This is a genomic window from Campylobacter concisus (assembly GCF_002165785.1).
In the GTDB taxonomy this organism is placed as follows: Bacteria; Campylobacterota; Campylobacteria; order Campylobacterales; family Campylobacteraceae; genus Campylobacter_A; species Campylobacter_A concisus_W.
Window position 1 is genome coordinate 24,317 of the sequence record NZ_NDYO01000005.1, and the last position, 24,210, is coordinate 48,526.

Below are 24,210 nucleotides of genomic sequence, written 5' to 3' on the forward strand. Positions count from 1 at the left end.
GTGATTATAGCTGTTAAAGTTTAAGTAGCTATAATTAGACCTTTTTAAAAAAGAGGAAACAATGCCCTTATCTAGGTTAAACAAAGAACAATACACCGCCGCAACTGCGCCATTTGGACACAATCTCATCATCGCTTCAGCTGGCACTGGCAAGACTAGCACCATTGTCGCACGCATCGCTCATCTACTAAATTTAGGCGTAAAACCAGAGAAAATTTTGCTTCTAACTTTTACTAACAAAGCAGCAAGCGAAATGATAGAGCGCTTGAATAGGTATTTTGACAAATCAGTCACCTCCAAAATCACTGCAGGCACCTTCCACTCGGTCTCATTTTCGCTTTTAAAAAGCCTTGATAAAGGCGTCACGCTAAAGCAGCCAAGCGAGCTAAAGACGCTTTTAAAAAGTCTTGTTGAGAGGCGTAAATTTTACCATTTAAGCGACGTCAAACCTTACGGCGGAGCCTATCTATACGATCTTTACTCGCTATTTCAAAACAGCGAGCAAGGCACAACATTTGGCAAATGGATAAGCGATAAGAGCGAAGAGCAAGGCGTTTATGCTGAAATTTATGAAGATGTTTTAGAGGAGTTTGAGGCTGAAAAGGCTAAATTTTCTTACGCTGACTTTAACGACCTTCTCATAAAAATGCGCGACGAGCTAAAAAAGGGAGCAAATTTAGCTTATGATGAAATTTTGATCGATGAGTATCAAGACACAAATACTCTTCAAGGCAGCCTCATAGACGCATTTAAGACAAAGAGCCTCTTTTGCGTGGGCGATTTTGACCAGAGTATCTACGCATTTAACGGCGCAAATATCGAGATCATTGGTTCATTTAAAGATCGCTTCCCAAACGCAAATATCTACGCTTTAAATGTAAATTACCGCTCAAGTTCAAGCATACTTGCCCTTGCAAACAAGGTGATAAACAACAACCCAAGGCTTTATGAAAAGCACCTTACAGTTAGTCGCGAGGGAAATTTCAAGCCCCCAAGGCTGCTTGTCTATAATGAGCTTTTTGATCAGTATCAAAACATCGCTGATATCATCTCGCTCTCGCCATTTAATAGAGAAAATATCGCCATAATTTTTAGAAATAACTCATCAGCTGATGGCATCGAGGTCGCACTAAAAGAGCGAGGTATTGGCTCAAAGCGAAAGGGCGGGGTGAGCTTCTTTGAGAGCCGTGAGATCAAGGCGCTCATCGACATCATGGGAATTTATGTCAATCCAAAAGATATAATGGCATTTATCCACATCTGCGAATACGCAAAGGGCGTTGGAAGCGCAGTTAGCAAAGAAATTTTTGATGCACTTCTTAAGCTTGGGCATGGAAATTTGATAAAAGGGATAGTCGAGCCAGATGAAAGCGTAAATATCTCATCAAACAAAAGGCGAAACTACCAGCTTGGCCTTTTTGACGATCTTGACGAATTTGCCGAGATTTCAAGGTTTTCCAAGCTTGGCTTTAGCGATAAATTTCTAGGTCATCCTGTGCTAAAACTACAAAAGCTAAGCGAGAGTGGAGCGCAGTTTTTATATGAAATTTACAGCTTTTTAAGAGGCATGAGAAATATCTCAAAGCCAGCCACGATGATAAATGAGATAAAAACTAGCAAAATTTACTCGCTCATAGTTGAAAACATCAGCACAAAAAGAGCAACTCTAAAAAACGGCAATGTCGATCTTGCCCTAAAAGAAGAGGTCAAAGAGCGCATAATGGCAAAGAGTGTGGTGCTAAGCGAGCTAGCTAAAAAATATCAAGATATCAGTAAATTTTATAACTTCTTAGCCCTTGGAAGCAACGAAATGAGCGAAGGGCAGGGCGTTAGCTTGCTCAGCGTGCATGCGAGCAAGGGGCTTGAGTTTGACCAAGTTTTCATAGTCGATCTCGCGCAAAACCGCTTTCCAAATTTAAAGCTAATGTCCATGGGAGGCAGCCTAGAAGAAGAGAGGCGGCTCTTTTATGTCGCAGTTACTAGGGCAAAAGACGAGCTCTATCTTAGCTACGCAAAATACGACAAGATAAAGAAGGTGACCTACCAACCAAGTAGGTTTTTGATAGAGGCTGGCATGGCAAAAGAGGAAGCTTAAAGAGTGTTTACTCTTGTGAAGTAGAATTTACCAATTTTTTACAAAGAGAAGCGATGAAAAAATCTAAAATTTTAATAATCCTGCTTATTTTAGGCGTCGGTGGATATTTTATCTACGATAAATTTTTTAAGGTAAAAGATGAAAAGGTGGAGTTTATCACCAAAAAGGCAAAAAGAGGATCATTTAACAAAAAGGTCGATGCCACTGGAGAAATTTTCGCTACCGAGCTAGTTGATGTGGGCGCACAGGTGAGCGGTCAGATAAAAAAGCTATACGTTAAGCTTGGAGATCAGGTAAAAAAGGGCGATATGATAGCAAGTATAGATAGTTCGACCCAGCAAAATAGCATTGATAATAAAGAAGCCCAGCTAGCCATCTACAAAGCTCAGCTTAAAAGCGCAAAAGTGGCTCTAGACATTGCAAAAACGCAGTTTGATAGAGAAAATGCACTTTTTGCCAAAAACGCCACTTCAAAACAAGAATTTGAAAGCGCAAAAAACACTTTTAGCACAAATAGTGCCAAGATAAAGGAGCTCGAGGCTCAGATCAAGCAGACAAATATCGAGCTAAGTACTGCTAAGATAAATTTAGGCTACACAAAGATCACCGCCCCAAGAGATGGCATAATAGTAAGCGTGCAGGTCGAAGAGGGACAGACCGTAAATGCCAATCAAACTACGCCAACTATCGTAAAGATCGCAGATCTTAGCTATGTCAAGATGAAGATGCAAATAGCTGAGGGCGACATCACAAAGATAAAAGTCGGCACGCCAGTTGAGTACTCGATCCTCTCTGAGCCAACAAAAAAATTTCAAACGACGGTTAGCTCAATCGACCCTGGCTTAACGACATTAAGCGATGGTAGCTACGGCTCTAGCAGTAGTAGCAAATCCACAAGCTCAAGCACTTCAAGCAACTCAGCTGTTTATTATTACGCGCAAAGCATAGTTGAAAATAAAGATAAAATTTTAAGAATAGGCATGACCACGCAAAATGAGCTTTTAATAGCAAACGTAAAGGACGCTATCATCGTACCAAGCATCGGCATTAAAAGAGATGAAAACGGCACGTTTGTCTATGTTTTAAAAGATGGCAAAGCGGTAAAAACAGCGGTCAAAACCGGCATAAAAGACAACCTCGATACGCAGATCATTAGCGGTGTGAACGATGGCGACGAGATCATCACATCACAAGGCTCAGCAAGCGAAATAGCCAAGATGATCGAAAAAGAAAATAAGAAGTTTTAAGTGATAAGTCTAAAAAATATCACAAAAAGCTTTAAGCTAGGTGAGAATGAAATAGAAATTCTTCATGGCATAAATTTAGAGATAAAAAAGGGCGAATTTATAGCCATTATCGGTCAGTCTGGCTCTGGCAAATCAACCCTGATGAACATCCTTGGTTGCCTTGATAGCCCAAGTGGCGGGCAGTACCTGCTAGATGGCAAAGATATATCAAAATTTGATAGCGACGCACTTGCTAAGCTTAGGCGAGATAAATTTGGCTTTATATTTCAAAGATATAACCTTCTTAGCACAATGAACGCCCTTGAAAACGTCGCACTTCCTAGCATTTACGCAGGGGCAAACAAGAGCGACCGAGAGAAAAGAGGGATGGAGATCTTAGACTCTCTTGGCCTTAGCGAAAAGGCTAAAAATTTACCAAATAAACTCTCAGGCGGACAACAGCAAAGGGTCTCCATAGCAAGGGCGCTGATGAATGGCGGCGAGATCATCTTAGCTGACGAGCCAACAGGTGCGCTTGATAGCAAAAGTGGGCTAAGAGTGATGGAAATTTTAGTTGATCTTTACAAAAAAGGTCACACCATCATCATCGTCACACACGATCCAAAGATCGCCGAGTATGCTAGTCGTGTAATCGAGATAAAAGATGGCAACATCGTAAGCGACAATGTCAAAAGTAGCGAAATTTACGAGGCGACAAAGCAGAGCCAGCCAGAAAAAAGTAAATTTACCTACTATAAAGATCAGCTAATTGAAAGCTTTAAAATGTCGGTAAATGCGATGCTGGCTCATAAATTAAGATCGCTTCTTACTATGCTTGGTATTATCATTGGCATCACTGCAGTCATTAGCGTTGTAGCTCTTGGCAAAGGCTCACAGGAGCAAATTTTAGCTGGTATCAGAAAGATCGGCACAAATACGATCGACATAATGCCAGGAAAAGGCTTTGGCGATATGCTCTCGGGCAGGGTAAAAACGCTCTCTATAAGTGACGCAAATATGCTCTCAAAACAGTCATTTCTGGACTCAGTCACTCCAAACACAAGCACTTCAGGCGTACTAACGTATGAAAATATCTCCTTAACAGCGACACTAAAGGGCGGTGGAGTAGGGAGCTTTGATGTAAATGGACTAAAACTAGAAAAGGGAAGAATTTACGATGAGGACGAGGTTTTAAACTCAGATTCTGTCACACTAATAGACCAAAATACCAAAAATAGTATATTTAAAAACGAAGATCCGATCGGTAAGATCATTCTTTTTAATAAAAAACCACTTCGCATTATAGGTGTTTTACAAAAAGATGAATTTAAAGTCGGCGATGCTAGCTCGCTTAAAATTTATGCTCCATATACGACTGTGATAAATAAGATAACGGGCGATAAATTTATTAGCTCAATAACCGTAAAAGTAAATGAAAGCGTAAATGCTCAAATTGCAGAAAAGAGCCTAACTGATCTTTTAACGATAAAACACGGAAAAAAAGACTTCTTTACTAGAAATTCTGATAGCATCAAGCAAACTATCGAAGAGACCATCTCCACAATGCGCCTTCTAATATCAAGTATCGCTGTAGTTTCACTAGTAGTTGGTGGCATAGGCGTGATGAACATCATGCTAGTTTCAGTTACAGAGCGCACCAAAGAGATAGGCATCAAAATGGCGATCGGAGCTAGGCAGAGCAACATCTTGCAGCAGTTTTTGATAGAGGCGGTGCTACTTTGCTTAATTGGCGGAGCTATCGGTATAGCCTTTTCTTACGCGATCGGCTACATCTTTAACAACTTTTTAGATGGCTTTAGCATGATCTTTTCAAATGGCTCGATCGTGCTTGCGCTTGTCACGTCGATGGCCATTGGCATCATTTTTGGCTACATGCCTGCCAAAAATGCCTCAAAACTAAATCCAATAGATGCGCTTTCAAGGGAGTAATATGAAATTTTTAAGCTTAGCTTTAGTACTTGTTTTAAGCGGCTGCGCTGTTAAAAATATAGACGAAAACTACAAACAAATTTTACTTGAAGATAACGCCAGCCAGGAGCTAAATTTAAACACTTCTTGGTGGAAAGAGTATCATCAAAGCTACCTTGATGAGCTTGTAGAGCTTGCGCTTAAAAACAACACCGACCTTGCAAAAGCTGCGATAAATATAAATAAAGCACTCGCTCAAGCTGGAATTTTGGAGGCAAATCTCATCCCAAGCTTTAACGCTGGCATTGAGGCATCAAGCAACAAAAATATAAAAGAGGGTGGCGCCTCTAGTAGAAATTTTAGCTCAAACATAGGGCTTAGCTATGAGCTTGATCTTTGGCAAAAGCTAGCAAATAGCAAAGATGCAGCGATGTTTGAAGCAAGGGCAACTAAATTTGATCTGGAAGCTAGTAAGCTAAGCGTAATAAACTCCGTAACAGACGCTTATTTTCAAATTTTATATCTAAACGAGAGCATAAAAACTTATGAGCAAATTTTAGAAATTTATAACAAGCTAAATGAGATAGTCGGGCTTAAATTTGAGCTTGGCAAAGAGGAAGCGTTAAGCCTAAAACAGATAAACTCGCAGCTTTTAAGCGCTCAAAATAAGATAGAAAGTGCTAAAAAAGAGCTAGTGAGCGCTAAAAAAACGCTTAGGATTTTGCTAAATGAGAGGCCAGAATTTGAGCTTAAATTTGAAGGCCTCACGCTAAGCCCTGTAAAAAGTGTGGGCGTTGATCTAGATGTGCCAACAAGCGCCATAGCAAATCGCCCGGACCTAAGAGCGGCTATTTACCGCATAGAAGCGGGCATCCTAAACTATAAAGCTAGTCAAAAAGAGTTTTATCCAAGCATCACGCTAGGAGCTAGCCTCAAAAGCAGTACCGACAAAAAAGACGAAGCGTTTAATCTTAAATTTCTAAATGGCAACATCGCTTTAAATTTACCGTTTTTAAACTACTCTAAACTAAAGTCAAATTTAAAAGTAAGTGAGGCAAATTTCGAGCTTGCAAAACTAAACTACATAAGCACTCTAAATAGCGCATTAAACGAAATAGACGCATTTTACAAAGGCTATCTAAACGACGAAGCGCTGCTTATAAACTATCAAGAGCAGATAAAAAACTATGAGGAAATTTCAAAAATTTACGAGCTAAAATACTCCTACGGCAAAGTCGAGCTAAAGCAGTTTTTGGAGGCTAAAAACAGCGAGCTAGAGGCTAAAATAGGGCTATTAAAAGCAAAATACACGCTTTTACAAGACGAGCTAAATATCTACAAAGCCATGGCTGGTAAATTTAGTAGGTAAATTTCTTAGTTTGGAGCTATGAGACAAACGAGTTTAGCGCAGATAAAACTAAAACAAGCAAAAAAAGTTGTGAAATTTCTCTCATTTATGAGAAGATATGCTAGAAATTTTAGACTCACCAATCTTTATACTAAAGAATATACACTGAATGTCCGTATATTCTTTCTTTAGTTAAATTTAAAAAATAGGTTAGCTAAATTTTCTACCACAATCGCTTAAATTTTTAAACTACAACAAAAATCTATTATTTTTAAAAATTGTAAATTTTAACTGATTTTTTACAAATATTTTTACATCAAATTTAATGGATAAATTAAATCATACAAAAGATAAAATCCAAAATAAGCCTATAAATCAATATTTAAATTTATTTAAAAGAAAAAACAAGAAAATTAAAATAATAATTTGAAAATTATAGTTTTCAATACAAATATATAAAAAAGCTTGTATTTTACCTTTTAACAATATTCATAATAAGTATTATGCTTTTAAAATTATCTTTTTAAAATGAAAGTCGTATTTGATTTTTTGAAAACTTACACATTTAGAAGTAAGTTTTCAAAATTAAAAGTTTTATAAGATTGTATATTTTAAGCCAAAAGCTCTTTTGCGATCATAGTTATGCGTTTTGCTTCAGCACTTGCTCCGATCTCATCTTTTGCCATTTTCATTACAGCGCCTAAATTTTTACCAGCTCTTTCAATAATCTTTTTTATTTTCTCTTTAAGCTCTTCATCACTTAGTTGTACTGGCAAATATGCCTTAATAAGCTCAATCTCGCCCTGCTCTTTTTTAGCCAAATCCTCTCTAGCACCTTTTATATAAAGCTCAACCGAGTCAGCCCTCTTTTTGATCTCCTTTTGAAGCAGTGGGAGTACCACTTCATCAGTCATTTCGATCCTTTGATCGACTTCAACTTGTTTAAGTGTTGCATTTAGCGTTCTTAAAGTGTCTCTTTTAAACTCATCTTTTGCCTTCATAGCCTCTTTTATATCAGCTAAAATTTGCTCTCTTATACTCATTTCCTCTCCTTTAAATTTTTGAAATATTAACTAAAAATTTGTGATAATTTCTTGAAATTTTCCTTGCAGATAGGCCACCCCAACACCCTCTCTAAGCCCATCATCTATAACTAAAAATTTTGCTTCTTGCTCGCCTAGAAGCTCCTCTAAAAGTAAGGTTCCAGCGATGAGTGGATACTTTCTGTTTCTTCCAACCGCTACGTCAGCGCTTATATCATCCATCTTTAAAAGCTCATCCATAAACCAGGCAAGATCGTCATTTTTAAGCTCAAATCCACTTACTTTTTTTGGATCATAGTTCTCGTAGTTAAGTCCAAGTCGTAACGCTGCGATAGTAGTTGGTACGCCAGAAGTCAGCACGATAAATCTATTTCTTAAGCTATTTAAAAATTCTTTTGCATCTTTTGTATAAATTTTTGCATTTTCTTGCATTAAATCAAGCGTTTTAAATTTCTCAAAAAATGTAATAATGCCAAATTTAAAGCTCATGAAATTTCCATCTTCACCGATCTCTGAGCTTGCTCCACCGATGTCAATGACGCTAAAATTTTCATTTATTCTAAGCTTTTTAAAAGCATTTTGAACACCCAAAAATGTAAGTTTTGCTTCTGCTTTGCCACTGATGATATGAAAATTTATGCCAAATTTCTCTCTTATCTCGCTAAAAATTTTTCCGCTATTTGATGCCACCCTAAAAGCCTCAGTCGCGACTGCTGCGCATTTAAATTTATCAAAGTCAAATTTATTTTTAGCCTCTGTTATCGCTTCAAAGAGCCTATTTTTAGACTCATCTGCTATCTTACCACTTTCATTTAAACCCCTTGCAGCTCCTACTATCTTTTCATAAATTTGCTCATTACTAAAGCCATTTTGTTCTTTTTTGACAAGTGCTACGCGAAATGTGTTTGAGCCAAGATCGATCGCTATAACCAAAATTTATCCTTAAAAATTTTTGTAGATTCTAACATATGATAATTTAGTATCATTTAAAGTTGAAAAATTCTAAAAACTTTAATATTTTTCAAGATATAATCCCTATCAAAAACCTTATAAGGGGGCTTGATTGCTTCGAGATAACTTATTAGCATTTGTTATTTTTGCAATTTGTAGCGTTGGATTTTTCGTTTGGGGCTATCAGTACATCCCGACAAATAACTACTTTTTATTCTTGATCGCTGGCATGTTTGGTCTTTTTATGGCTTTTAATATCGGTGGAAATGACGTTGCAAATAGCTTTGGCACAAGCGTTGGCGCTAAGACTCTTACGCTTAAGCAAGCTCTCATCATCGCAGCTATTTTTGAGCTTAGCGGTGCGATATTTGCAGGATCAGAGGTTACAAATACGATTAGAAACGAGATCGTGAAATTTCCAAGCGATCTAAACCCGATGAAATTTGTCATCATCATGATCTCAGCCCTTCTTAGCTCAGGCCTTTGGCTATTTTACGCGTCCAAAAAAGGTCTACCAGTCTCGACCACTCACTCGATAGTTGGCGGTATCGTTGGCGCAGGACTTGCTATGGGATTTATGATAAAAGACCCTGAGCCATTTAATATGGTCTCTTGGGGCGAGATCGGCAGGATCGCCGTTAGCTGGGTCATCTCGCCACTGCTTGGCGGCGTGATGTCTTACATTATATTTGGCTATGTAAATAGCAAAATAATCGAGCCAACGCACGAGCTAAAGACAAATTTAAAAGCGTTAAAAGCTGAGAGAAAAGCCTATAAAGAAAGCTTCATAAAAGCGCTTAAAACAAAGCCAGCTGAGGAGCAGATAGCCACTCTTTCAAAGATCGCAGTTATCGATGAGGACGAGATTGAAACCACTGAATACAGCGAATACCGCTCAAAAATTCGCATCATGAAAGATAGCGAAAAAGAGATAGATACCTTTAAAGCGATGAAAAAACACATCCCGATCATCGCTGGATTTGCCGCAATGGTCATCTCATCAATGATGCTTTTTAAAGGGCTTGAGCATATAAATTTAGCCTTTAGCATCATCCAAACAGTCTGGATCATCTTTGTTATCGGTGCCCTAGCGTATCTTGCAAGCCTTGCTATCATAAACGTCATGAGTAAAAACGATAGCGAAAAGAGCATCAATAGAATTTTCTCATGGTTTCAAATTTTTACCGCTTCATCTTTTGCATTTTCACATGGTGCAAACGATATCGCAAATGCAGTTGGACCATTTGCAGCTGTGCTTGATGTGCTAAAGACTGGCTCTATAAATGAAAGCTCGCCCATACCTAGTATCGCAATGGTAACCTTTGGTATCTCGCTTGTCGTTGGACTTTGGTTTTTAGGCAAAGAGGTCATCACCACCATCGGCTCAAAACTAGCTGAAATTTTACCGACAACTGGCTTTAGCGCCGAGCTTGCCTCAAGTATCGTCATACTTCTAGCCACAAAGCTTGGCATACCAGTTAGCTCAACTCATATCCTAATAGGTGCGGTTTTAGGTATCGGCATCGTAAATAAAAATGCAAACTGGAAAATGGTAAGACCTATCATCCTAGCTTGGCTCATCACGCTTCCTGCAGCTGCTATCTCATCGGCTATATTTTATTTTGCCCTTGCTAAATTTTTAGGCGTTTAGGCATATTTTTGGATTGCAAAATCGCCCTATTTCTAGATATTTTTTGTATAAATTTATATGAAAGCTTGGCAAGTTGATCCAACCTGCCAAGTAAATTTGAAGTTATTTTTTCTTAATGATGATCTTCTCGCTATCGCTATCAATGGTGATCTCATCGCCACTTTCAAGCTCATCTTTTAAGATCATATCAGCGATCTTGTCTTCAACTAGCTCATAAAGCGCTCTTCTAAGAGGTCTTGCGCCATAAACTATGTCAAAGCCAGCTTTTGCAATAAATTTCTTAGCCTCTTCGCTTAAAACTGCTTTGATACCGCGGTTGTGAAGAGTTTTTTCAAGCTCTTTAAACATGATCTCGACGATAGAGATTAGACCCTCTTCATTCAAAGGATTAAAGATGATAGTGTCATCAAGTCTATTTAAAAACTCAGGTTTAAAGTAGTTTTTAAGCTCGTTTTTAACAGCTACATCGCGGTCTTCGCCCTTTAGCTCCATTATGAAATTTGAAGCGATGTTTGAAGTTAAAATGATGATCGTGTTTTTAAAATCAACCGTTACACCCTTATTATCAGTCGCTCGCCCATCATCAAGTATGCCAAGAAGTATGTTAAATACGTCCTTGTGAGCCTTTTCAACCTCGTCAAAAAGTATTACTGAGTATGGTCTTCTGCGAACTGCCTCTGTTAGCTGACCGCCTTCATCGTAGCCTACATATCCTGGAGGCGCACCAAGAAGCCTGCTCACGCTGTGTTTTTCCATATATTCGCTCATATCAAAGCGGATAAGTGCCTTCTCGTCGTCAAATAAGAATTTAGCCAAAGCCTTAGCAGACTGAGTTTTGCCAACGCCTGTTGGTCCAAGAAATAAAAACGAACCAATCGGTCTTTGACCCTCATTTAGCCCTGCTTTGTTTCTCTTAACAGCACGTGCAAGTGCGTGTAGTGCGTCATCTTGACCGACAACGCTCTCTCTTAGATGCTCTTCGATGTGCAAATATTTCTCTTTTTCACTTGTTAGCATCTTTTTAACTGAAATTCCGGTCCATTTGCTCAAAATTTCAGCCACAAGCTCTTCATCGACTTGATTTTTAAGAAGCACGCCCTCTTTTTTCATGTGCTCCCATTTTTCTACAAGCTCGTGTTTGTGCTTTTTGGCGTCTGCTATCTTGCCGTATTCTATCTCGGCAGCCTTTTGAAGATCGCCATTTCTTTTTGCTATCTCAGCTTGTGATTTTAAGCTATCGATCTCTTTTGTCGCTTTTGAAATTCCGCCAAAAACGGCCTTTTCGTTTTCAAATTTAGTATCAAGCGCTAGCTTTTTCTCGTTTAGATCAGCGATCTCTTTTTCGATCTCGCCAAGTCTTTCTTTGTTTTTGTCCGCATCCTCCATCTTTAGAGCTTCTTTTTCTACTTGAAGCGTTACGACCTCGCGTTTTATCTTTGAAAGCTCGTATGGTTCGCTCTCTATTTGCATCTTAAGCTCAGCTGCTGCCTCGTCGATAAGATCTATCGCCTTATCTGGCAAGAAGCGGTTTGCGATGTAGCGATCACTTAGCCTTGCTGCGGCAACTAGCGCACTATCAGTTATCGTGATGCCGTGATGAACTTCAAGACGCTCTTTTATACCACGCAAAATTTGAAGTGCCTCATTTACACTTGGCTCTTTGACGTCTATTGGTTGAAAACGTCTTTGAAGTGCTGCGTCTTTTTCAAAGTATTTTCTATACTCTTTCAATGTTGTCGCACCAACAGCGTGAAGCTCGCCACGCGCAAGAGCTGGTTTTAGGATATTTGCAGCGTCCATTCCACCCTCGCTCGCACCAGCTCCAACGATGGTGTGAATTTCATCTATAAAAAGTATGATGTTGCCAGCTTTTTTGACCTCGTCAATGACAGCTTTTAACCTATCTTCAAACTCGCCTCTATACTTTGCGCCAGCTACAACTGCACTCATATCAAGCGCGATAACACGCTTGTTTGCAAGACTTGTTGGCACATCGCGAGCCACTATCTTTTGAGCTAGACCCTCAACGATAGCTGTTTTACCAACACCTGGCTCACCTAATAATATAGGGTTATTTTTGCTCTTTCTTATTAAAATTTGCATCATTCTAGTGATCTCTTCATCACGGCCGATGACTGGATCAAGCTCTTTATTTAGCGCTTTTTGCGTGAGGTCGATACCAAATTTCTCTAAGCTATCAAGAGTATCATCGCCAGTTTGGCTATCTATCTTTTTACCACCTCTTATGCTCTCAAGGTTCTTTTTGATCTCCAAAATGTCGCAAAATTTGCTTAAAATTTGTTTGATCTCACTAAGCTCAAGAGCCGAGATGATCCATGTATCAACAGCTATGTAGCTATCGCCCATGCTTACCATCAACGCTTTTGCATTTTCGAGAGAATTTATAAGCTCTCTTGAAACTGAAACGTTATCTTTTGTAACATTTGAGCTACTTGGAAGTGAAGAAATTTTACTTTTTACTTCAAGCTCGACAGCGTCTTTACTTACATTCATTTTATTAAACACTTGGTTTAAAATGGAATTGCTATCTGCAAGCAAAGCCCAAAAAATATGAAGCGGAACAACTTGTGGGTTTTTAGAGAATATCGCTAAACTAATACCTTTTTCAAGAGTTTCTTGCATCTGAGCTGTTAAATTTTCTGTTATATCAGCCATTAAATCTCCTTGTATTATTTTATATGGTCGCCATTATATAACTTTAGTCTTGTATTGTCAAGTATTTTTATAATGCTTGTCACTCTTTTTATTTAATTGCTAAAATTTGCTGTCATAAATTTGTATCAAAAACTATCCAAAAGCAAAAATATAAGCTTAAATTTATACTTTTTTTAGCCAAAAGCTAATAGAATTGAGCCAAAAATTATAGGAGAAATTTTGAATAAATTTAGTAGATTTTTTGCACTAAAAATTACAGGTGCTTTGCTTATCTCAAGCGTAGCAGTGAATGCACTTTTTGCAAAGGGTGAAGACGAAGCAAGTGCGAAGCTTGAAGCACTTTCAAAGCTTACAAAAACAATTTCAACCGTTGAAAAATACTATGTTGATGACATTAAATTTAAAGAGATCATTGATAAAGCCATAGCAGGGTTAATGCAAAATTTAGATGCTCATTCAAGTTTTTTAAATGAAAAAGCTTACAAAGATATGCAGGTGCAAACAAGCGGAGAATTTGGTGGCCTTGGTATAACAGTTGGTATGAAAGATAGCGCACTAACCGTTATCTCACCGATAGAAGATACCCCGGCTGATAAAGCAGGCATAAAATCAGGCGATATCATTTTAAGGATCGATGGCAACTCAACTATCGGCACAACGATAGATGAAGCTGTAAATAAAATGCGCGGCAAGCCAAAAACTCCAATAACTATCACAATTTTGCGAAAAGGCGAGCAAAAACCATTTGACGTAAAGATCATAAGAGATCTTATAAAGGTTGAGTCTGTCTATGCAAAAATGATAGAAAATGATAACATCCTTTATATACGCGTCACAAATTTTGACAAAAACGTCGTTACAAAGGTAAAAGAAGCAATCAAAGAATATCCAAAAGCAAGTGGCATCATACTTGATCTTAGAAATAATCCTGGCGGACTTTTAAATCAAGCTGTCGATCTAGTGGATCTTTTTGTAGATAACGGCGTCATCGTCTCTCAAAAAGGTCGCGACGCATCTGAAAATGTAGAGTATAAAGCAAGTGCGAGTAAAACTCTTTCAAAACTACCACTTGTTGCACTAGTAAATGGCGGAAGTGCTAGTGCTAGCGAGATCGTAAGCGGCTCACTTCAAGATCATAAACGTGCTGTAATAATTGGCGAAAATACCTTTGGCAAAGGAAGTGTTCAAGTAATCCTTCCGATAGATGACACCGAAGCACTAAGACTAACTATCGCAAGATACTATTTGCCAAGTGGCAGAACTATCCAAGCAGTTGGCGTAACACCTGATGTAGTCGTGCATCCTGGTAAAGTGCCACAAAGTGACGACAGTGCATTTAGCATCAAAGAGAGTGAGCTAAAAGCGCACCTAAAAAGCGAGCTAAACAAGATAAATCCTACAAGCGAGGGCAATAAAACTGAAGCAAAAGATGATAAAAAGATAATCACGCAAAAAAAAGTCGATGAAGATATTCAATTAAAAACAGCGATTGATACGATCAAAATTTTAAAAATAAAACAATAAATTAGAAGGAGATCTCCATGCAAAAAAGAGAACTTATTTACGAGGGAAAAGGTAAAAAAATGTATGCCACAGACGATGCAAATCTGCTTGTGGCTGAATTTAAAGACGATCTAACAGCATTTGATGCTCAAAAAAGAGGCAACGAAGCTGGTAAAGGCGCATTAAATAATAAAATTTCAACACAGCTTTTTAAGCTTTTGGAGAGTAAAGGCATCGTGACTGACCTAGTTGAGACTATTAGCGACACTGAACAAGTAGTCAAAAAATGCGAGATCATACCTCTTGAAGTTGTTGTGAGAAATATCGCAACTGGCTCACTAAGCAAAAGACTTGGTATAAAAGAAGGCACAGTTTTACCTTTTACTCTCGTTGAGTTTTACTACAAAAACGATGATTTGCACGATCCATTAGTAACAGATGAGCACTGTATTATCATGGGATTAGTAAAGAGCGAAAAAGATCTTCAAACTCTAAGACATACAGCAAGAGAGATTAACTCTATATTATTTAAATTTTTTGCCGAAAGAGATCTAAAACTAGTTGATTTTAAAATAGAATTTGGTATCGACAAAGACGGCAATATCATTTTAGCTGATGAGATAAGCCCTGATAGTTGTAGATTCTGGGATGCTAAAACCAATGAAAAACTTGACAAAGATAGATTTAGACAAGACCTTGGTAGCGTAAAAGTCGCTTACGAAGAAGTTTTAAGAAGAATTCTCTCTTAAGGACAAAAATGAAAGCTGTTGTAAATATAGCATTAAGAAGTGGGGTCCTTGACCCTGCTGGTAAGGCAGCGGAACACGCGCTAAATTCACTTGGATTTAGCGGTGTATCGAATGTCAGAATAGGCAAACAAATCGTTTTAGATATCAACGAGAACGATAAAGCTAAAGCAAATGAGCAGCTAAAAGTGATGTGTGAAGAGCTTTTAGCAAATACCGTCATCGAAGACTATGAGATCGTACTATGAAAGTAGCGATAATACTTTTTCCTGGCACAAACTGCGAAGAAGACACAGCTCACGCATTTAAATTACTTGGATGCCAAACACAGATCATTTGGCACAAAGAAGATAAGATTGATACTGATCTAGTCGTACTTCCAGGCGGTTTTAGCTATGGAGATTATCTAAGAACAGCTGCGATAGCTAAATTTAGCCCAGCGATGCAGGCTGTAAAAGAGCATGCAAAAAAAGGCGGCTATATCTTAGGAATTTGCAATGGTTTTCAGATGCTGCTTGAGCTTGGGCTCTTAAAGGGTGCAATGAGAAGAAATGAAAATTTAAATTTCGTTTCAAAATATCACCACCTAAAGGTAATCTCAAATAACAATAAATTCTTAGCAAATTTAGCCAAAAATGAAGTGGTTAATATCCCTATCGCTCATGGCGAGGGCAACTATTATACTGATGAAAACACTCTAAAAAGCCTTTATGACAACGATCAAGTACTACTAAAATACTGTGATGCTAAAGGCAACGAAATAAATCCAAACGGCTCAGTCGACAATATAGCTGGAATTTGCGATGAGAACAAAAGGATTTTTGGTCTTATGCCTCATCCTGAGCGTGCTTGTGAGAAAATTTTAGGTACAGATGATGGTATGAAGATGCTAAAAGGTCTAGTTTGGTAAAACATTTTCTTTTTATTTCCCTACTCGTACTAAATTTATTTGCTATAAATACCGACGAAGTAAGCGTTTTTGACATGATGGACGAAGCTAGGGAGGATAAATTTGTAAATAGCCCTACTTCAAATCCAAAAACTCAAAAACCGCCAAAAGAACAAGATTTTTCAAGAAAATTTGTATCACCACAGCCAGAGCGTATCACTCCAGAGCAGATGCGAAACATCGTGCCAACAAATGAGCCAGATATTAGTGTCCCAGACAATCAAGTATATGACAAGATCAAAGTAAAAGAGCTTCTTTTAAAAGCCACAAATGTACCAAAAAATGTTGTTATAGGAGAAATTTTTAGTGTTGAGATAGTGGCTGATACACAAAATGATTTTGAGTTTGAGTTTGAGACACAGCTTGATGAAACAAATATCAAATGGCTAAATAAGAAAAATTTTCAATGGGTAAAAAGCGAAGACAACAAATATGTAGGTACTTTTTATCTTGAGGCAACAAGCATTGATGCAAAGACTTTAAAAGTTAGCTTAACCCTAAAAAGAAATGGCGAAAACTATCAAAGCTCAAGTATAAATATCTTTTTACCAAAGCTAAAAGAGCTTAGAAATGATGAGAACTACAACCACATCGTGGCTGATAATCTTGAAGTTAAGAAATTTAAGACAACAAAATTTGATGATATAAACAATATCATGGTTGTAGAAATTTATGGTAACAACGTAGATCTAAGTGCTTTTAATATAGAAAATAAAACAATCCTAAAGCAAGGCGTAGATACGATAAATGGCGACTTTAACTCACAAAGCGCATATTATTTTGCAGTATTTAAGCCAAATAAAAAATCGCTTGACTTTAACTACTACAACCTAAAAAAGGCTAAATTTGAAAGCTTTTCTTTGCCAGTGAGTGTCGAAGATGACGATGTCAGCACACAGATCGGACTAAACCCAAAACAAAGCGAGTTTAGCACCTATAAAGATGCCATGATCTACTCTTGTGCGGTAATTTTTATATTATTAGCTATTTGGCGCAGAAGGCTTAGCTACTTTTTCGTAGCAGCCATTTTTATAGCACTTGGAATTTACACCTACAACCCTTTTGGCAAAGCAGTGCTTAAGCCAGATGTGAGTGTCACTATCCTTCCAACTAAAAATTCAACTGTTTTTTACACATCTCGTAAAAATGAAAATGTTGAAATTTTAGATACAAAAGACGACTACTCAAAAATTTTATTTACTGATGGTAAGATTGGCTGGGTAAAAAAGGATAATCTTGTCAAAAATTAGAGCTTTATTTTTTGCTATTGAGTTTGTTATCAGCGTTGTTCTAGTCGTCTTTTTTATGTGGCTATTTAATGACAAAAATAGAGCCATAAGAAAATTTTGGGGAAGATCACAAAGGTTTTTTGGTGGATATAAACTTGAAGTGATAGGTAATTTTAGTGATGAGGCAAATATCTTACTCATAAACCATCAAAGTATGCTTGATATCATTGTCATCGAAGAGCTACACCCAAAAAATGTTTGCTGGATCGCAAAGGCACAGATCGGTAAAATTCCTATAATTGGTAAAATTTTAAGCTTGCCAAAAATGATAGCGGTTGAGCGTGAAAATAAACACTCACTTATAAAGCTTTTAAGCGAAGCAAAAGATAGGGTTGAAAATGGTCGCGTCTTAGCTATATTTCCCGAAGGAACTAGATCTCAAACCAATAAGCTTTTGCCTTTTAAAGGTGGCGCAAAGATGCTAGTTGAAAAGCTAAATTTAAAAGTTCAGCCTATCGTTATTGTAGGAAGCGATGCGATGAAAGTAAAAGAATTTAGCTTTAAAAAAGCAGATATCAAGCTCTTTTGTCTTGATTTAGTCGATACTTCAAAAGACAACTGGCTAGAGGCGACTAGAGAGAGTATGCAAAAAGTCCTAGACGAAAATAGAAAATAAATTTAGTTTTGCAAATTTGCAAAGCCCCTACTCTATATCATTATCTATAAAAATTTGACTTTATACACTAGAAATTTTTATCAATAAATTTAAAAAGGTCTAGCAGAGAGCTAGACCTAAAAATATTAGTTTTGTAGATAAGTTCTTAAGTTCTAAAGACACTAAGTTTTGAATTTAATGCATCTGTCATCTTGTTTAGATGTTCTGCTGCTGAAGCTATCTCTTCGACACTTCTAGCATTTTCAGATGAAATTTGGTTGATATTTGAGATGCCTTCCATGATTTCATTTACATTTTTGCCAGTTGCGATGTAGTCTTGCATAGTCTTATCAGACATTGCTATGGCGTTATTCATCGTCTCACTCATAACATTTATAGTTTTTTCAACGTCGCTTGCCACGTGAGTTAGCTCTTGGATCTGTTTAGAGTTGATACCCATTTGCTCGCTACTATCATTGATCGCTTGGACAATGACGTTAATAGTAGCATTTATCTCAGTTAAACTCTTTTGAGTTCTCTCAGCTAGCTGTCTAACTTCATCAGCAACAACGGCAAAACCGCGTCCATGCTCACCTGCTCTTGCAGCCTCGATAGCGGCATTAAGTGCAAGCAAATTTGTCTGATCAGCTATATCATTGATAACAACAAGGACCGATTTTACCTGCTCGGCATCACGGCTAAGCTGATCGATCTTATCAGCCATTTGATTTTCTACATTAGCAGAGTCAATAATCTGCGCTGATAGTGATCTTATGGCTTCAGTTGCCGTTTTTATATGTGTGCTTGCTTTTTGAAGGTCATCTTTGCCAGCTTGAGCTACTGCTAAAGATTCTTTCATATTTTCTTGCATTACTTTACATCTTTGATTTGTCTCTTCTACTATTTCAGTTGATTTTTCTACACGTTTGCCTGTCTGAAGAGATGTGGAACTAAGCTCATTCGCAACGGAGCTATTTTCACTTGAAAGGTGCTTTGTATCACTTATTAATACCCTTATTCTTTCAATAAAATCATTTATATCTCTACTTATCTTAGCTATCTCGTCTTTACCATAAATAGGAATTTTAATTGTAAAATCAGATGTTATCGCATTTAAATTTGTTCCTAGTCTATCGATAGGACTTGCAACCATCTTCTTAAGCAAGAACATCGAAACAGCTATCAAAAGTAAGGTAACTATGACGCTTGCTATGATGAAATTTTTACTAACTACTTTTAATGGTGTTAAAAAATCATCAGTCACAGCTGAACCTAAAACCATCCAGTCTAGCTTATCAAATGACTCAAAAGCAACTATGCAGTCAACCCCATCAATTATAATAGGCTCAATACCCTTTCCTTTTTTAACAATATTATCCATAGTAGTTTTTAATTCACTACTTAGCTCTTGATTTGCCTTGGTTGGATGAAAGTCAAATTTTCCAGTTTTAGTATTGTAAAGAGAAAAATATCCATGCTTACCAAGTTTCATCTCAGAAAAAGTCTTTTTCATATTGTTTAATCCCTCGGTAGGATCATAACCAACAAATAAAATTCCTATTACCTCGTTATTTTCAATAATAGGATCATAAATACTCATATAGTTGCGTCCAAATAAATTTACAACACCTACATACCTCTCTTTATTCATGATATTTTTATAGGCTTGACCGTTTTTGTCAATCATCGTACCAACAGCTCTACTACCATCAGCCTTCGTCACCGATGTACTAACTCTTAAAAAATTATCACCCGATTTTGCAAAAATGGTTGAAATTCCACCTTTTGTAGCTTTATTAAATTTATCTAGAATATCGTAGTTGTTGTTTAAAATACCATTTTGAGATATTAGTTCTATCGCTTCGTATTTGTCAGTCTTGCTCATCTGGTGATTAGTTGAAATTTTTCCAATCATCTCTTTAAAAACACTCATTATTAGCTCTGTACTACTTACATTATCTTTTTCAAATAATTTAACCGTATTCATAGCAAGCTGGACGTTTTGTTCTACTGTTGTAAGCACACCATCTTTTATCTCGCGCTCTAAAATATTTGATGTATATACAACAAAACATGTCATAGATACTGCCAAAACCATAGCAATCGTTGCTGAAACTTTTACCAAAATGCTTCGTAAATTCATTTTGTCTCCTTTTTCCAAAAATTTTCGCCTTGATTATAGCACTATTTTAAATAAACTTTATACAAGAATGCATAATTAATAACAATTAATAAATTATCATTATTATTTTATTCATAAATTATAACTTTTTTAAAACCATTTTAAAAATTTAATTTAAAAACCTTGATAGTAATACTATCAAGGTTAAGTATATTTTTATCACTTTGTGTTATAATCTGCCAAAAATTTTAAAACAAGGAAAAGAAAAATGGCAGATAAATTTGAATTTCAAACAGAGGTCAATGACCTTTTAAATTTGATGATCCACTCTCTTTACTCAAATAAAGAGATATTTTTAAGAGAGCTCATCTCAAACTCAAACGACGCACTTGATAAGCTAAACTACCTATGCTTGACCGATGAAAAGTATAAAAGTCTGAGCTACACTCCAAGGATCGACATCAAAGTAGATGAGAAAGCTAAGACTTTAACCATCAGCGACAATGGCATCGGTATGGATAAGGACGAGCTTATAGCAAATTTAGGTACGATAGCAAGAAGCGGCACAAAGGGCTTTATGAAAAATTTAAGTGGCGATGCTAAAAAAGATAGCTCACTAATCGGTCAGTTTGGTGTTGGCTTTTACTCAGCATTTATGGTGGCAAACAAGATCGAGGTCATAAGCAAACGAGCACTTAGCGACAAAGCCTATAAATGGACATCTGATGCAAAAAGCTACGAGATAGAAGATGCTAAAAAAGATAGCTTTGGAACGGACATCATCTTGCACTTAAACGATGATGAGTTTGCAAATTCTTGGCGTATTGAAGAAATAGTCAAGAAGTATTCAAATCACATTCCTTATCCTATATTTATGGATAAACAAAGCTATGTCGCTCCAAAAGAAGGCGAAAAAGAGGGCACTTATGAGACTAAAAATGAGCAGATAAATAAGGCAAATGCGCTTTGGAGGCTAAATAAAGCCAGCTTAAAAGAGCAAGACTACAACGACTTTTATAAGCAAATTTCACACGACAGCAGTGATCCGCTCCTTTACATCCACACAAAGGCCGAGGGTAAGATCGAGTATTCGACACTATTTTATGTGCCAAGCACCGAGCCGTTTGATCTATTTAGAGTTGATTACCAAAGTGGCGTGAAGCTCTATGTGAAAAGAGTTTTCATCACAGATGACGCAAAAGAACTCTTGCCACCATATTTAAGATTCATCAAGGGTATCATTGATGTCGAGGATCTGCCATTAAATGTAAGCCGTGAAATTTTACAAGAAAATGCGATCATGAGAAGTGTCAAAGAGCAAAGCGTGAAGAAAATTTTAAGCGAGCTTGCAAAAGTAAAAGATAACGACCGCGATAAATACATAAAATTTTACAAACTATTTGGCAAGGTTTTAAAAGAGGGACTTTATGGCTTTAACGCTGAAAAAGAGCAAATTTTAGATCTTTGCCTATTTAAAAGCTCAAAAAGAGACGGGCTTATCAGCTTAAAAGAGTACAAAGAGGCGATGAAAGAGGATCAAAAGTCGATCTACTACATCAGCGGCAACAACGAAAATATGCTAAGAAATTCGCCGCTTCTTGAGAGCTTTAAGAAAAACGATATAGAAGTTCTTATCATGGATGAAGAGATAGATACGATCGTTATGCCAATGGTGAATGAATTTGACAAAACTCCTATAAAATCTATCTCGCACGCTGATATCAATGACGAAATAAAAAGCGATGAAAAGGTAGATGAGAGTAAAGTTGCAAATACACTTGTTAAAATGAAAGAAATTTTAAAAGATGAAGTCAAAGACGTCAAGCTTAGCTCAAGGCTATCAAGCTCAGCAGCGGTGCTTATCTATGATAAAAACGATCCTGATTATGCTATGCAAGAGATGCTAAAACAAATGGGACAAAGCGCAAATGCTCCAAAAGTTAAACCAATCTTGGAAATCAATGCTGACCATGAAATTTTTGCAAAACTTGAGAAAAATGAGGCTATGATTTACGACATCGCACCTTTACTTCTTGATATGGCAAGGTTAAATGAAGGCATGAGCCTAGAAAATCCAGCTAAATTTTCAGAGCTATTAACGAAAGTTATGATAAAAGCTATCTAATTTTATAAAGCCCAAAAGAAATTTTGGGCTTTAACCTGCTTCTATAAATTTAATTTCCTATATTTATTATCTTTATTACGGTAAAAATTTAATTGTGTAAGCTAAATTTCCCACGCCAAAAGACGTGGGACAAAATTTACGCTATCTTGGTAGCGTCGATGATGTTTAGATCAAGTCCAAGATCTTCAACAGATAGACCAAGTGCAAGACCTACAAGCTGAGATAGGTGAATGATTGGCTTTCTCACGTTTGAGTGGTTCTCATCTTGATATCTCTCTTGGTAGATGTCAAGTTGCATTTGACAAAGTGGACATGGTGTAACAACTACATCAGCACCATTTTCATCGGCGTTATTTACGATCTGGCTTGACATTTTTCTTACAGATGTGCCGGCTGGATAACTAGCGTGAAATCCGCAGCAGTTAAGTCTTTTCTCAAATGGTACAATAGTAGCACCAAGTGCGCCTACAACGGTTTCAAAGCTCTTTGGATTGACTGAGCTTTCCCTGTTGTGAAGATCTTTTTCAGGTCTTAGGCTATGGCAGCCATAAAATAGCGCTACTTTTAGCCCACTAAGTGGCTTAACAACCTTTGCTCTTAGTGTTTCTACGTTTTGATAAAGCACCCAAAGAAGGCTTGTGATCTCGGTTGAGCCATTATATTTCATATTGCCCTCAGCCAAGAAAGTATTTATACGATCCTTTGCCCCCTTATCAAGCGTGCTTTTAGCTCTTGTTAGAGTTAGCATACAAGTTGAGCATGTCGTAAGCATAGGCATATTCATCTGCTCAGCAAGCGCTATGTTTCTAGCATTTGCCACAAGCGTAGCGATAGGATCCACGTCTTGTGCTTGTTGGGCACCACAGCAGCTCCAGCCCTTTATCTCGTGAAGCTTCCAGCCAAGTATCGGAGCGATAGCCTCAAGCGACATCTTAGCCTCTTTAGCTGCTTGAGAGAGTACGCATCCTGGAAAAAAAGCGAATTCGTTTTGCATAATTACTCCTTACTAGCAGCTTTGCGAGCCGCATTTATCATTTTTACTAGATCATCATGACCTTCTATGTCCTCTTCTCCAAAGATATGAAGCGGATTCATCTTGCCTGCAAGCATTAAATTTGCAGCGATATCCATTTTGCCCATATTTTTAAACACTCCCTCAGAGCGAAGCGCAAGCTTGATCTCATTTAGTCTGCCTGAGCCATCAACTATATCGGTTAAGAATGCCTCAGCGTGATCTGGTCCCATGCCATCATCAAAACCTTTTTGTATAGCCATAATGCGAAGATCAGTTATATCTTTACATGCGCTTATGCCTTTTGGACAGCGATCAGCGCACTCTTGGCACTTTACGCACATCCAAAGGCCATTATCTATAGCTGGTTTTAGGTGCGGCATAGGATCTTTACTACGTGAGTCAAATGCCGCTCTATAAGCATGCACAAATACAAATGGCTGCATATAATCGCTCGCATCAGCTTCAAGTTTATTACACTCACTAGCGCACGCTCCACAAAGTATGCAGTCCCATTCAAGCGCTACTTTTTCATACTCTTTTTGGCTTTGTTTACAGCCTTTTTCTGCGCTAAATTCTGACTTAGCAGTGATACTAGGCCTAATCTTGCGTAAATTTTCGATACTTGGCTCCCAGTCCACCATGAGGTCTGAGATCACTTTGAAATTTCCAAGTGGAGAAATTCTTATGCTCTCTGTATTGTCATACTCAGCTAAAAGCTCGTTCATCTTCGTATCACAGGCTAGATATGAGTGACCATTTACTCTAACAGCACACGCTCCACATATCGCTGAGCGGCAAGATGCTGTGAAATTTAACGTCGCATCCTTTTTTTGTTTGATATCAAGAAGCACTGTTAAAAGAGTTTTGCCTTTGATCTCTTCATTTGTTAGCTCATAAGTTGATTCATATTTTTTAGTTCCGTCAAAGCGGTCGATAATAATTTTCAT

Annotated in this window: 17 protein-coding genes and 2 pseudogenes; 12 read left to right on the plus strand and 7 right to left on the minus strand. The window is 37.5% G+C overall.

What is annotated here, in order from left to right:
- The first annotated feature begins 61 nt into the window (after window positions 1-61).
- Genes B9N62_RS04140 through B9N62_RS04155 form a run of 4 tightly spaced genes read left to right on the plus strand, consistent with a single transcriptional unit; the run spans window position 62 to window position 6,619 of the window.
- Window positions 62-2,095, plus strand: coding sequence for an ATP-dependent helicase (locus B9N62_RS04140; RefSeq protein WP_087584504.1), 2,034 nt, complete (start codon window positions 62-64; stop codon window positions 2,093-2,095).
- Between the two features lie 53 nt (window positions 2,096-2,148).
- Entirely contained in the window at window positions 2,149-3,342 is a 1,194-nt protein-coding gene (locus B9N62_RS04145; protein WP_087584505.1) for an efflux RND transporter periplasmic adaptor subunit, read from the plus strand.
- A complete protein-coding gene (locus B9N62_RS04150; RefSeq protein ID WP_087584506.1) occupies window positions 3,343-5,271 on the plus strand; it encodes a MacB family efflux pump subunit in 1,929 nt (642 codons plus the stop codon). It begins immediately after the preceding gene.
- Window position 5,272: 1 nt separating this feature from the next.
- Window positions 5,273-6,619 (plus strand): TolC family protein, encoded by a 1,347-nt coding sequence (locus B9N62_RS04155; protein ID WP_087584507.1) that lies wholly within the window; start codon window positions 5,273-5,275, stop codon window positions 6,617-6,619.
- Window positions 6,620-7,209: 590 nt separating this feature from the next.
- On the opposite strand, the gene B9N62_RS04160 is transcribed toward B9N62_RS04155, so the two are convergent.
- Both B9N62_RS04160 and B9N62_RS04165 read right to left on the minus strand, forming a co-directional pair.
- Entirely contained in the window at window positions 7,210-7,641 is a 432-nt protein-coding gene (locus tag B9N62_RS04160; RefSeq protein ID WP_087584508.1) for a GatB/YqeY domain-containing protein, read from the minus strand.
- Window positions 7,642-7,671: 30 nt separating this feature from the next.
- The gene (locus B9N62_RS04165; protein ID WP_087584509.1) at window positions 7,672-8,574 is read right to left on the minus strand and encodes a Ppx/GppA phosphatase family protein; all 903 of its coding nucleotides are present in this window, start codon (window positions 8,572-8,574) and stop codon (window positions 7,672-7,674) included.
- A gap of 130 nt (window positions 8,575-8,704) precedes the next feature.
- On the opposite strand from B9N62_RS04165, the gene B9N62_RS04170 reads away from it, so the two are divergent.
- Window positions 8,705-10,243 carry an inorganic phosphate transporter gene (locus B9N62_RS04170; RefSeq protein WP_087584510.1) on the plus strand — a complete coding sequence of 513 codons (1,539 nt, stop codon included), beginning with the start codon at window positions 8,705-8,707 and terminating at the stop codon, window positions 10,241-10,243.
- Between the two features lie 102 nt (window positions 10,244-10,345).
- Here the strand turns inward: B9N62_RS04170 and B9N62_RS04175 are convergent, their stop codons facing one another.
- Window positions 10,346-12,919 carry an ATP-dependent Clp protease ATP-binding subunit gene (locus tag B9N62_RS04175; RefSeq protein WP_087584511.1) on the minus strand — a complete coding sequence of 858 codons (2,574 nt, stop codon included), beginning with the start codon at window positions 12,917-12,919 and terminating at the stop codon, window positions 10,346-10,348.
- A 207-nt stretch (window positions 12,920-13,126) separates the two neighbouring features.
- Between B9N62_RS04175 and B9N62_RS04180 the strand changes: the two genes are divergently transcribed.
- From B9N62_RS04180 to B9N62_RS04205, 6 genes are read left to right on the plus strand one after another with little or no spacing between them, the layout of a single operon-like run.
- Complete coding sequence (locus tag B9N62_RS04180; protein WP_374188103.1) at window positions 13,127-14,443, plus strand: S41 family peptidase; 1,317 nt, start codon at window positions 13,127-13,129, stop codon at window positions 14,441-14,443.
- Window positions 14,444-14,460: 17 nt separating this feature from the next.
- Complete coding sequence (gene purC / locus B9N62_RS04185) at window positions 14,461-15,171, plus strand: phosphoribosylaminoimidazolesuccinocarboxamide synthase (protein WP_021091373.1); 711 nt, start codon at window positions 14,461-14,463, stop codon at window positions 15,169-15,171.
- An 8-nt stretch (window positions 15,172-15,179) separates the two neighbouring features.
- Window positions 15,180-15,416: a phosphoribosylformylglycinamidine synthase subunit PurS gene (purS, locus tag B9N62_RS04190; protein WP_087584513.1), complete on the plus strand. Its 237-nt coding sequence runs from the start codon at window positions 15,180-15,182 to the stop codon at window positions 15,414-15,416.
- Window positions 15,413-16,078 (plus strand): phosphoribosylformylglycinamidine synthase I, encoded by a 666-nt coding sequence (gene purQ / locus B9N62_RS04195; RefSeq protein WP_087584514.1) that lies wholly within the window; start codon window positions 15,413-15,415, stop codon window positions 16,076-16,078. Before purS ends, purQ begins: the two co-directional genes overlap by 4 nt.
- Window positions 16,072-17,367 carry an SH3 domain-containing protein gene (locus tag B9N62_RS04200; RefSeq protein WP_087584515.1) on the plus strand — a complete coding sequence of 432 codons (1,296 nt, stop codon included), beginning with the start codon at window positions 16,072-16,074 and terminating at the stop codon, window positions 17,365-17,367. Before purQ ends, B9N62_RS04200 begins: the two co-directional genes overlap by 7 nt.
- On the plus strand, window positions 17,348-18,022 hold the full coding sequence (locus B9N62_RS04205; RefSeq protein ID WP_257640179.1) for a lysophospholipid acyltransferase family protein: 675 nt from the start codon (window positions 17,348-17,350) through the stop codon (window positions 18,020-18,022). Before B9N62_RS04200 ends, B9N62_RS04205 begins: the two co-directional genes overlap by 20 nt.
- A gap of 145 nt (window positions 18,023-18,167) precedes the next feature.
- Here the strand turns inward: B9N62_RS04205 and B9N62_RS11010 are convergent.
- A pseudogene (locus tag B9N62_RS11010) lies at window positions 18,168-19,220 on the minus strand (methyl-accepting chemotaxis protein); the annotation flags it as partial.
- 27 nt (window positions 19,221-19,247) lie between these two features.
- Window positions 19,248-20,144, minus strand: a pseudogene (locus B9N62_RS11015) (Cache 3/Cache 2 fusion domain-containing protein); the annotation flags it as partial.
- Between the two features lie 247 nt (window positions 20,145-20,391).
- On the opposite strand from B9N62_RS11015, the gene htpG reads away from it, so the two are divergent.
- Window positions 20,392-22,248, plus strand: coding sequence for a molecular chaperone HtpG (htpG, locus tag B9N62_RS04215; RefSeq protein ID WP_087584517.1), 1,857 nt, complete (start codon window positions 20,392-20,394; stop codon window positions 22,246-22,248).
- 136 nt (window positions 22,249-22,384) lie between these two features.
- Here htpG and sdhE read toward each other — a convergent pair whose 3' ends face one another.
- Both sdhE and sdhB read right to left on the minus strand, forming a co-directional pair.
- Window positions 22,385-23,242: an 8-methylmenaquinol:fumarate reductase membrane anchor subunit gene (sdhE, locus tag B9N62_RS04220; RefSeq protein ID WP_087584518.1), complete on the minus strand. Its 858-nt coding sequence runs from the start codon at window positions 23,240-23,242 to the stop codon at window positions 22,385-22,387.
- A gap of 2 nt (window positions 23,243-23,244) precedes the next feature.
- Entirely contained in the window at window positions 23,245-24,210 is a 966-nt protein-coding gene (gene sdhB / locus B9N62_RS04225; RefSeq protein WP_087584519.1) for an 8-methylmenaquinol:fumarate reductase iron-sulfur subunit, read from the minus strand.